The 10,835-nt window shown below is 67.3% G+C and carries 11 protein-coding genes; 1 reads left to right on the top strand and 10 read right to left on the bottom strand.

What is annotated here, in order from left to right:
* Positions 1-44: 44 nt before the first annotated feature.
* The 8 genes from hpf to NYP18_RS03160 form a co-directional block, all read right to left on the bottom strand.
* On the bottom strand, positions 45-713 hold the full coding sequence (gene hpf, locus NYP18_RS03195) for a ribosome hibernation-promoting factor, HPF/YfiA family (protein ID WP_259426707.1): 669 nt from the start codon (positions 711-713) through the stop codon (positions 45-47).
* An 87-nt stretch (positions 714-800) separates the two neighbouring features.
* Positions 801-1,331: a ComF family protein gene (locus NYP18_RS03190; protein WP_259426706.1), complete on the bottom strand. Its 531-nt coding sequence runs from the start codon at positions 1,329-1,331 to the stop codon at positions 801-803.
* Positions 1,332-1,419: 88 nt separating this feature from the next.
* A complete protein-coding gene (lpqB, locus tag NYP18_RS03185; protein ID WP_259426705.1) occupies positions 1,420-3,129 on the bottom strand; it encodes an MtrAB system accessory lipoprotein LpqB in 1,710 nt (569 codons plus the stop codon).
* Positions 3,126-4,682 (bottom strand): MtrAB system histidine kinase MtrB, encoded by a 1,557-nt coding sequence (mtrB, locus tag NYP18_RS03180; protein WP_369415235.1) that lies wholly within the window; start codon positions 4,680-4,682, stop codon positions 3,126-3,128. Before mtrB ends, lpqB begins: the two co-directional genes overlap by 4 nt.
* Positions 4,683-4,718: 36 nt before the next feature.
* A complete protein-coding gene (gene mtrA, locus NYP18_RS03175) occupies positions 4,719-5,399 on the bottom strand; it encodes an MtrAB system response regulator MtrA (protein ID WP_126121431.1) in 681 nt (226 codons plus the stop codon).
* A 23-nt stretch (positions 5,400-5,422) separates the two neighbouring features.
* Positions 5,423-6,022: a dTMP kinase gene (locus NYP18_RS03170; protein ID WP_259426704.1), complete on the bottom strand. Its 600-nt coding sequence runs from the start codon at positions 6,020-6,022 to the stop codon at positions 5,423-5,425.
* Positions 6,022-7,470: an adenosylhomocysteinase gene (gene ahcY, locus NYP18_RS03165; RefSeq protein WP_259426703.1), complete on the bottom strand. Its 1,449-nt coding sequence runs from the start codon at positions 7,468-7,470 to the stop codon at positions 6,022-6,024. Before ahcY ends, NYP18_RS03170 begins: the two co-directional genes overlap by 1 nt.
* A 59-nt stretch (positions 7,471-7,529) precedes the next feature.
* The gene (locus NYP18_RS03160) at positions 7,530-7,883 is read right to left on the bottom strand and encodes a DUF4259 domain-containing protein (protein WP_259426702.1); all 354 of its coding nucleotides are present in this window, start codon (positions 7,881-7,883) and stop codon (positions 7,530-7,532) included.
* Between the two features lie 114 nt (positions 7,884-7,997).
* Here NYP18_RS03160 and NYP18_RS03155 point away from each other — a divergent pair, with 114 nt between their 5' ends.
* The gene (locus NYP18_RS03155; RefSeq protein WP_259426701.1) at positions 7,998-8,642 is read left to right on the top strand and encodes a hypothetical protein; all 645 of its coding nucleotides are present in this window, start codon (positions 7,998-8,000) and stop codon (positions 8,640-8,642) included.
* An 18-nt stretch (positions 8,643-8,660) separates the two neighbouring features.
* Here NYP18_RS03155 and manA read toward each other — a convergent pair whose 3' ends face one another.
* Together manA and NYP18_RS03145 are read right to left on the bottom strand one after the other, a co-directional pair.
* The gene (gene manA, locus NYP18_RS03150; protein ID WP_259426700.1) at positions 8,661-9,821 is read right to left on the bottom strand and encodes a mannose-6-phosphate isomerase, class I; all 1,161 of its coding nucleotides are present in this window, start codon (positions 9,819-9,821) and stop codon (positions 8,661-8,663) included.
* Between the two features lie 5 nt (positions 9,822-9,826).
* A complete protein-coding gene (locus NYP18_RS03145; protein WP_259426699.1) occupies positions 9,827-10,828 on the bottom strand; it encodes a hypothetical protein in 1,002 nt (333 codons plus the stop codon).
* Between the last annotated feature and the right edge of the window lie 7 nt (positions 10,829-10,835).

Below are 10,835 nucleotides of genomic sequence, written 5' to 3'. Positions count from 1 at the left end.
AAGGGCCTGTGGAGGCGGCGGTGGCGGTGCTCAGGCAGGAATTCCTACTTCTCTTCCTCGGCGAGGGAGATCAGACCGTAGTCGAAGGCGTGGCGACGGTACACCACCGACGGGCGGTTGTTCTCCTCGTTGATGAAGAGGTAGAAATCGTGGCCGACGAGCTCCATCTCCGACAGGGCGTCGTCAACGCTCATCGGGGTGGCGGTGTGCTCCTTGCTGCGCACGACCTGACCCGGGACGACATCCTTGACGGAATCGGCGTACGGATCGACGTCGTACTGGTCCTGGGCCTCACGGGCCTTCTCAGCCTCAGCGACCATCTCGGCGGCTGCGACACCGGTCGAGGTGGGTGCACGGTGTCCCGAACGGGAGATCGAGCGACGTGCCTTGACCTTGCGCAGGGAGCGCTCCATCTTCCCCAGAGCGGTCTCCAGGGCGGCGTAGAAGCTGTCCTCCTTGGCCTCGGCCCGGGCCAGGTGGCCCTTGCCGGTGGCGGTGATCTGGATACGGTCGGACTCCGAGTCACGGCGCGGGTTCGGCTCGTGCTGGAGTTCCACGTGGAAGAACGTCAGGGTCGGGTCGAGGCGCTCAATCTTGGCGAGCTTGCTGTTGACACGCTCAGCGAAGTGCTCCGGGACCTCGACATTCCGACCGGTGATGGTGACCTGTGCCTCGGGGCTCAGGACATCGGTGTTCTCAGCAGGTGATGTCATCTGCTTCCTCCCTTATTTGGTGGGACAACTCAAGTCACCTCCCATGCTACATCGCCGGTCACAACCAGTGCCCCACCACCCCGGGAATCATGCATGGCAGATAACGAGCGCCCCGACCACCTCGCAGCCGGCCGCGAAAAGTGCCTCTGAACTGGCCGCGAGGGTGGATCCCGTCGTGGCCACATCATCAACCAGCAGCACCGGGCCGGTGGGGATCCGGCGCAGCTCCAGCGCACCCGAGAGGTTGGCCCGCCGGCCCTCGACGCCGAGTCCGACCTGGTCGCTGATGCGTCGGCCGTGACGCAGCGCCACGCTCACCGGCAGCCCCGTGGCCGCACAGACGTCGGTCACCGGATCCCCGCCGCGCATGCGTGCCGACGCCGCCCTGGTCGGCGCGGGGACGAGCACGGGGGCGTCAGCAAGCTCACCACGCGCCTGCAGGTGGGTGACCGCAGCGGCGAGCACCGGGCCGAGGAACCGGCGCACCGCCAGATGCCGGTGCTCCTTCATCGCCAGGACCACACGGCGGTGGGGGCCGGCGTAGGCACCCAGCGACCAGACCGGAACATGCGGATCAACGCGGGTGTGGATCCGCTGCGGCGGGGTGCGCAGGATCATCCGGCACCTCCGGCACAGATCACCACCCGGCGCGCCGCAGCCGGCGCAGCGGCGCGGCAGCAGCAGGTCCGTCATCGTCAGCGGCGGGTCAGTAGGCGGCGACCAGCGCGGAACGCACGCCCTGCAGGCCGGCGACCTCACGCCAGAAGACGTTGTCGCCGCCCGTGCCCGGCAGCTGGAGGACCGCGTTCGCGTCCGTCAGGTAGATCATCGACGGGGTCGCGGCAACCGCCACGACAGGGGCGGTGATGTTGCCGGAGGGCAGGGAGGTCACTGCTGAGCCGTCCTGCTCCGCCCGCCAGATCGGGGTCTCCGGGGTGGAGGTGCCCACCAGCAGCGAACCGTCGGGCTGCCAGTCCAGGGACAGGGCGGTGCCACCCAGCTGCGGGGCGAGCTCGCGGACGTTGACGATGCGTTTGTCCGCGGGGCCGACGCGCTGGACCACGCCGACGTGGACGCGGCCGTTGATGATCATGGCCACCCGGGCACCCGAGTGCGAGAGCCGGAGAACCGAGATGTCGCCTTCGAGCCCGTCGAGCTCTGAGGAGTCGACCGTGGAGCGGCTGAACTCCCCGCTGGGGCCGGAGTAGACGACGCGGACAATCGTGTCGCCGTCGACGACGACCCACTGGCTCCGCGAGTCCACCTCGAAGGTGGGCCGTGAGATCGTCTCGGCCCGCAACGCCTCATCCAGGCCCCCCTCCAGGGTGCCCGCCAGCAGCACGGAGCTGTCCGGACCGGTGCCGTTCTTCTGTACGGCGGCGACCTCGCCGTCGGCGGTGATGTCGACCGACTCGATGTTCTCCAGGCTGCCCAGCTCGCCTTCGACGGGCAGGACCTGCTCATCGGCCACACGGCGGACCACGCCGTCGGTGAGTGCGAAGAGCGGGATGATCGCGTTCGTGTTGATCAGCGGATTGAATTCGGCGAAGTCATCGGTGGTCAGACGCTCATAGCCGGGTGAGAGCGGGGCCCCGTCGACCAGCACGGTGTAGGGCTCGGGGATGTTCGCCACGGCCAGGGTCCACACCAGCTGGGCGGAGAAGAGCCGGCGGGCCTCCACGTCCACATCAGTGAAGCCGGTGAACTGGTAGGCACCATCGACGACGCCAGCGAAGGTGGCCTCCGGGGGCAGCAGGGGGTCCACGGCCGGGGCCAGCGCCGGGGAGGGCCCCTCCATCATGAGGGTGATCAGGGCGGTGTCCAGTCCCTGCTGGCCGGAGTAGATCCACCGGCGGTCGCTGATGAGGGCCTGACCGGAGGGCGCTGTGAAGAAAACCCGGTGCGGCTGGAACTGGTTGCGCAGTTCGGTGCGCTCCAGGACCACGCCGGCCGGCAGGGCGGAGATGCGCCACTCACCGTTCTCCCGGACCATCTCGATCGTGGCCTCGTAGACGCCGTTCTCCGGCTCATAGGAACCGCCGGCGGCCAGTCTGCCCACCACCGCGCCACGCACGCTGAAGGAGTGCTGCCCGATGGTGGAACCCGGCTGGGTGACCAGGTCGATGCGGTCAACCACCAGCACCGACTCGCTCGGATTCCACCGTTCGGCGGCCTCCGGGGTGAGGAAGGAACGCGCCGCCTGGTAGTCCTGCGTGGGGTGCGCGGAGGCGGTGTAGAAGTCCCGCAGCAGCAGGTCCGGCTCCTGGCCCTCCGCCGGGCCCAGATCGGATTGCTCGACCACCTGGGGTTCAAAGGAGCGCAACGCCTGCGGCTCGGTGTTGGTGGGCAGGGTGGTGCATGCGGTGAGCAGGGCGGCGGCGGCCATTCCTGCACTCAGTGTCCGTAGGCGTCTCATGTCGTCGGAGCCTCTTCTGTCGGAGCTTCTGCTGCCGGGGCCTCCAGCTCGAGGGGGCTCTGGAGGATCGTCTGCTGCGGCTCCCGCGGCAGCAGCACCCGGAACTGTGAACCTACCCCGATCGTGCCGGCGGCGTCGAGTTGTCCACCGTGGAGGATGACGTCCTCGCGGGCGATCGCCAGACCCAGGCCCGTGCCGCCGGAGTGGCGGCGGCGGGAGGCGTCGGCACGCCAGAAACGGTTGAAGGCCAGCTCCTCCTGACCCGGTTTGAGGCCCACGCCGTGGTCGGTCACCGTGATGGCCACTGCGTTCTCATTCTCGGCCAGCACCACGTCGATCGGGTTGCCCTCGGAGTGGTCGATGGCGTTGGCGATGAGGTTGCGCAGGACGCGCTCGATGCGGCGGGAATCGCCCGTGATCAGCACCGGCTCCTCCGGGATGGCGAAGCGGACGTCGACCTCGAGCTTCGTCGCCAGGTGTTCGGTCTGTTCCCAGGCGGAGGTGATGCAGGAGCGGACGTCGATACGCGCCTCGGAGAGGTCGGCGACGCCGGCGTCGTGGCGCGAGATCTCCAGCAGATCCGTGAGCAGCTCCTCGAAGCGGTCGAGCTCGCGGATCATCAGCCCGGAGGCGCGCCTCGTGTGCGGCTCGAGGCTGTCCGGGTCGGAGGCGATCATGTCGGCGGCCATGCGCACCGTGGTCAACGGGGTGCGCAGCTCGTGGGAGACGTCCGAGGTGAACTGTCGCTGGAGGTCGCCGTACTCCTCCAGCTGGTGGATCTGGCTGGACAGCTTCTCGGCCATGTCGTTGAAGCTGATGGCCAGTCGCGCCATCTCGTCCTCACCGTCGACGGCCATGCGCTCACGCAGGTGCCCGGCGGCCAGGCGCTGGGCGATTCTCGACGCCGAGCGCACCGGCGCCGTCACCTGCTGTGTGGCCAGCCAGGCGATGCCGACGAGCAGCACGACGACGACCACACCGGCCGCCGAGAGCAGGCCACGCAGCAGCGCCAGGGTCGACTCGTCCGATTCCATCGACATGACCAGGTAGACCTGCAGGTCCGGGATGTCCGTGTCCGTCGGAGTGCCGATGACCAGCGCATTATAGGTCGAGCCGTCGGTGCGGCTGACGTTGGCGAACTGGTAGGAGACCTGGTCCTCGGAGACGAAGCGCCGCAGTTTCTCCGGGATGCGGTAACCCTCCGGCGCGGAGATGACCGTCCCGTCGGGGTTGTCCACCAGCAGCACCGGCTCATAGACAGCCGCAATATCCGACTGGGAGGTGCGCTGCGTCAACGAGGCACGGGCCGAGGTGATGCGCACCTGCAGCGTCGACGTGGCCGCGGTCGCGTCAATCTGCTGTTCGACGGTCACACGGGCACGGTCGATCTCCGAGTTCGCGATGTCCAGCTTCGAATCCACCAGACGCGAGGTGACCACGGAGATCAGCGCCATGCCCAGGATGAACATGACCACCGCCGAGGCGAGGAAGATCGACCCGATGACCCGCACCTGCAGCGAGGTCCGCCACGTCTCGCTGATGCGGTCAACCACCCGTTGGAAATAGGCGACGAGCTTCTGGACTATGAGTTACTCCCCCATGCCTGTCTTGTAGCCCACGCCACGCACGGTGAGCACGATCTGCGGGTTCTCCGGGTCCTTCTCGATCTTCGCGCGCAGCCGCTGCACGTGCACGTTGACGAGGCGGGTGTCGGAGGCGTGGCGGTAACCCCACACGTTCTCCAGCAGCTCCTCGCGGGTGTGCACCTGGCGGGGCTTGCGGGCCATCTCCAGCAGCAGGTCGAATTCGAGCGGGGTCAGCGAGATCTCCTCGCTGCCGCGCTTGACGGTGTGCTCCGGGACGTCGATGACCAGGTCACCGACCTCGATGATCTCGTTCGGCGTGGCCTCCGTCCGGCGCAGACGCGCCCGGATGCGCGCGATCAGCTCCTTCGGCTTGAAGGGCTTGGTGATGTAGTCGTCCGCGCCCGATTCCAGACCGAGCACCACATCGACGGTGTCCGTCTTGGCGGTGAGCATGACGATGGGTACCGAGGACTCCTGACGGATCTCCCGGCAGATGTCCACCCCGTTCATACCCGGGAGCATGAGGTCCAGGAGGATGAGATCCGGCTGATGCTGACGGAAGGCGGGCACGGCCTCATTGCCGTCCATGACGGCGTGTGGCTCAAAGCCCTCGGTCTCGAGAACGAGGGTGAGCATGTCGGAGATCGATGGATCGTCGTCGACGACCAGAATCTTGTGCGCCATGGAGAATCACTGTCCTTTGATGATCATCTGAGTTCTTGCAGGATATCCGCCGGATCGGTGGTGACAACCCAACGACCCGCCCAGCCGCGCTGAGCAAGCCTCTGATATGCATCATAGGTGCGTTTCTGCAGGCCGGAGTCAGTTTCATAACGATCCCGTTCCCGGGACGTATCCTGCGCCTCCCGGGAGATCGCCCGCTGCGCCGCAGTGACCGGTTCCGTGGCCAGCAGCACCTGCAGATCCGGAAGCGGCAGACCCAGCCGGTCGAACTCCAGATCATGGACCCAGTCCATCACCGCATCATCCTGCAGCCGGGCCGCAGAGTAGGCCGCGTTGGAGGCGACATAGCGGTCAAGCAGGATGATCCGCTCTGAGTCCACGTAGGGCAGCAGCTGTTCACGCGCACCATACCGGTCCAGTGCGAAGAGGGTGGCCATGGCGTAGGCGGAGTCCGTGAGATCTCCCATCCGGCCGTGCAGGGCTTCCGCCGCCAGCTGGGCCGGGGCGGAGACTTCATAACGGGGGAAGGCCAGGACGTCGACGGGGACACCCGCCTGTTCCCGGATTGCGCGGACGAGGGTGTTCTTGCCTGCCCCGTCGATTCCTTCAATTGCGATGATCATCAGTATCGGTAGTGCTCCGGCTTGTAGGGACCCGCCACATCCACGCCGATGTACTCGGCCTGTTCCTTGCTCAGTTCGGTGACCCGGCCACCGAGAGCCTCCACGTGGATGCGGGCAACCTTCTCGTCGAGGATCTTGGGCAGGCGGTGGACGTCATTGGTGTACTCCCCCGCCCTGGTGAACAGCTCGATCTGGGCGATCGTCTGGTCGGCGAAAGAGGTGGACATGACGAAGGAGGGGTGCCCGGTGGCGTTGCCCAGATTGAGCAGACGGCCCTCGGACAGCACGATGATCGCCCTGCCGTTGGGCAGGTGGAACTCGTCGACCTGCGGCTTGATGGTGGTGCGCGAGACATCCGCCCGGCGCAGGAGGGAGGCCATGTCGATCTCGTTGTCGAAGTGGCCGATGTTGCCCAGCAGGGCGTGGTCCTTCATCTGGAGCATGTGGTCGAAGGTGATGATGTCCTTGTTTCCCGTCGCGGTGATGACGATGTCCGCCTCCGCGATCGCCTCCTCCACGGTGACCACGGGGAAACCGTCCATGAGGGCCTGCAGGGCGTTGATGGGGTCGATCTCTGTGACTTTCACGCGCGCACCCTGGCCTGCCATGGCCTCCGCGGAGCCTTTGCCCACGTCACCGTAGCCGCAGATGAGGACGTTCTTGCCGCCGATGAGCATATCCGTGGCACGGTTGATGCCGTCGACGAGGCTGTGGCGGGTGCCGTAGCGGTTGTCGAATTTGGACTTGGTCACCGCATCGTTGACGTTCATCGCCGGGAAGGGCAGCAACCCCTGTTCAGCGAAATGGTAGAGGCGGAGCACTCCCGTGGTGGTCTCCTCGGTCACGCCCTTGACCGCCGCCGCGGTCCGGGTCCACCGCCCGGCATCCTCCGCCAGGGTGCCGCGCAGCATGCCCAGGAAGGCGGTGTACTCGTCGGCGTCAGTCTCCTGGGCCTCCGGTACCGTGCCGGCCTGCTCGAACTCCAGGCCTTTGATCACGGCCATGGTGGCGTCCCCGCCGTCGTCGAGGATCATGTTGGCTTCGACGTCGCCCCAGCGGAAAATCTGGTCGATGCACCACCAGTACTCCTCGAGTGTCTCGCCCTTCCAGGCGAAGACCGGCACCCCCTGCGGGTTCTCCGGGGTGCCCTCCTTGCCCACGACCACTGCGGCAGCGGCCTCGTCCTGGGTGGAGAAGATGTTGCAGGAGGCCCAGCGGACCTCCGCCCCCAGCGCGGTGAGCGTCTCGATGAGCACTGCCGTCTGCACCGTCATGTGGATGGAACCGGCGATACGTGCGCCGGCCAGGGGCCGTTCCGCGCCGTATTCCTCCCGCAGGGCCATCAGACCAGGCATCTCATACTCCGCCAGACGGATCTGGTGGCGTCCGGCCTCGGCCAGGGAGAGGTCGGCGACCTTGAAGTCGGTTGCCGGCGGCGGGGTGGGCATGGGGAACTCCTTCTCCGGGAAGAAACGGGTCCCTCACACCCTAGCGCTGTTCACCGGCGCTAAGAGACCGCCTCGACGAAGGCCTCCACGTCCTCCTCCTCCCCCACGGTCTCCAGCAGCTCGGCCGCAGCCTCGTTGAGGGTCTCGTCTCCGGAGCCGATGAGCTCGCGGATGAAGGGGTAGGAATCGGCGACCTCGCCGGCGGAGAAGGGCGCGCCCGCCCAGATGGCGGCGATCGTCGCTGCCGCCAATCCATTCAGCCGTTCAACCTCCGTGACCTTCGGCTGTTTCAGCACCAGCAGGCAGGCGTCACGGACCGCCTCCACAATGTCCTCGTCATCGAGATCCGCGAGCTCATCAAGGAAATCGATGTTGTCGTCCTCGCCGAAGATGGCGACATCCCAGGTGGTCATTTTCGTCCACGTCCTCTCCGAATGCGCGTGCGGGACCGGTGGTGATCCCGCGGAATAAGCGTCCGCGCACATGTTTTCTGCTATGTTGTTACCGAGTTGTTACCAGTACGTTTCATGGAAGGGACAAAGGGCCAGGTGAACACCGAGAAGCGTCGCGTCTACCTCTTTATCGCCGTTGGCCTGCTCGCTGCGGCCGCCGTCGGGTACGGAGTATGGCGCGCAAGCACGCCCTCCACTCCTTCCGCCTCTGATATTGCCACGGTCACCGCCGAGGTATCCACAAATTCCGATACCGCTGGTCAGATCGTGCCCACTCCGGACCCCGGGGAATCCGGACTCTCCACGGCGAGCACCCCACCCGCGCCAGCCGCAGCCACCGCCGATGATCCCTATCTGGCACCCAACGCGGTGGTCCAGTCAGCACCCACCGACATCGGCCCCACGGTGATCTACCGGCCGGACAACATCATGGACACGCCCACCACCACGGAGCCGTCCACCGCTCAGCCGACGCCGACACCGACCCCCACCGGGGCGGGGACCGTCTCCGGCAGGCCCGAGGACACCGGGACCACCACCACGCCCCCGGGGCCGGAGCAGACGCAGACCACCCCGACGCCGGATGCCGGCACCCCCACCCCCGCAGAGCCGGCGGCCCCGGAACCTGCCGCACCTGCCACGGCGCCCACGCAGACCCCGACCACCCCGGCAACCACAACCCCGCAGCCCGCCCCCGCAGGATCCAGCCTCCCGGATTAGGCGGTCCCGGGAGCCGCCTCAGGCACTCGCGATGAACAGTTCGCCCGTCCCCGTGGACGTGGCAACGCATGCCGAAGCAGAAGCAGGAATCCACGCCGCCTCACCGGGGGTCAGCTCCAGATCCCCGATCCGGACGGTGCCGGAGGTGCACAGCGCGATGGTGGGACCATCGTGGTCGATCTCCCGGGGTGACCCAGCCGAGACCAGGCAGTGCAGGAGAGTGAACTCCTCTGCAGGGACGGTGTACTCACCTCCGCAGGAGGTGACCACGGGGCTGTCCACCGAGGCGAAGTCGAGGATGCGCACCAGCTCCGGCACATCGACATATTTTGAGGTCAGGCCCCCGCGCAGGACGTTGTCGGAGTTGGCCATCACCTCCACCCCCAGGCCTCTGACATAGGCGTGCAGGTGCCCGGCATCCAGATAGACGCCCTCCCCCGGGCTGAGGTGGATGTGGTTGAGCAGCAGCGCACCCAGGACACCGATGTCCCCGGGGTAGCGCTCCTCCAGCTCCAGCACCGTGGCCAGCACCCCGGAGATCCAGTCCCCGCGGTCGAGCCGGCCACGTGCCGCCTCGACGACGGCGTCGATGAGCTTCGTGCGGGCGGACGTGGGGATGGTGATCCACGTGGTGAACAACCCGCGCAGGCTGTCGGACTCGGACCCCGGGTCGAGGATGGTCAGGTAGCGGTCCAGCTGCGGGCAGTCCAGCACGGAGAAGAGCTCGAGAGTCTGGTCGAGGGGACGGAAACCCACCATGGCGTGGAAATCCGTGAGCGCCACGACCAGCTCCGGTTTATGCCGCGGGTCGCGGTAGTTGCGGTTGCCGGCGTTGAGGGGGATGCCCTGCGCGTTCTCCCTCTCGAAACCCTCCCGGGCCTGTTCCGCCGAGGGGTGGGCCTGCAGGGAGAGCGGTTCGGCGGCAGCGAGGAGCTTCAGCAGGAAAGGCAGGCTGTCCCCGTACTGCCGGTGCACGCGTTCACCGAGGGCCGAGACAGGGTCCTCGGCGATGATCTCGGTCAGGGCACGGTCAGCGATGGTGGACGATCCGACCGGGTGGGCTCCGAACCACAGCTCCGCCTCTGGCCGGCTGGAGGGTGAGGGGAGTCCGCGCAGCTCCGGGATGAGGGTGCGGGATCCCCAGGGGTAGCTCCGGAGCGTGCCGGTCAGCTTCTGCATCTAGTTTAGTCCTCCGATGGTGCTTCGGGCAGGTCATAGGCGGTTGCCGCAAGGCCCCTGGTGATCAGTTTCAGTGCGGCGGCCAACGGACCCGTGCCCGGGGTGTCGCAGTTGGCGGCGAGGGCGTTGGGCAGCGTGGCGGCCACCTCCGGGTCCTCGGCCCAGACAACAGCCTTCAAGGCTAGCAAATCAGTCGGACCATCCAGCAGCGGATCATGGAAGAGGTCGTGCGCGGGCGCCGGCGGGGGCAGTTCGATCTCCTCCAGGGCGGCCGCACCGGAGGGGATGCCCTTGAGCGACCAGATCACGGCCATGAGTTCAGCGATGGCGAAGCCGGGACGGCCCTGGCCGGTGTGCACCACGCGCGCCAGGTCGGCGTATTCACGCAGCTGCCGACCGGGGTTGACCACCGCGTCGCGCTCGGGCGAGAGTTGTTCGAGCTCGTCATCGACACAGGTGGCAGTATCCGCCAGCCGCTGGGCGACGAGGTCGGGGTTCTCCTCCAGCAGGTCCAGCGCGGTGCTCAGGGCTGTGATGGAACGCGCCGGGGAGGCCCCGTAGACGGTGGGCAGTGCCGGGATGACGACAGTGTCATCGGGCGCGTCCTCCAGGATCGGACCGCGGGGCGGGCCGACGAGGATGGTGGTTGCACCCCGGCGGTCGGCGTTGATCATCGCCTGGGAGATGTCCGGGGCATCCGCGCGGTCACCGAGGATCACCACCATGTCGAGGGCACCGACGTAGCTGGGCAGGCCGTCGGTGATCACCAACGGCACGCGCAGGGGGGAACGCATGCGGGAGACGAAGCGGGCGGAGGCGTCCGCCACATGGTCGGAGGCGATGACCACCACGCTGCGTGGTGCCAGTCCGTGGATCCCCTGCAGCGCCGGGATCGCGCCGGCCACGGCGCGGATCTGCGCGCCCTCGTGGGCGACGTCGTAGAACTTCACCGTCTCCCGGTTGTAGGTGGAGCCGTCCATGTAGGCCTCAAGGGAGCTGTTATCCATGCGGTCC

This window comes from Corynebacterium lemuris (genome assembly GCF_024919295.1).
Classification (GTDB): Bacteria; Actinomycetota; Actinomycetes; order Mycobacteriales; family Mycobacteriaceae; genus Corynebacterium; species Corynebacterium lemuris.
Note: the sequence above shows the minus strand (reverse complement) of the source record. Positions and strands in the feature narration are given on the sequence as shown.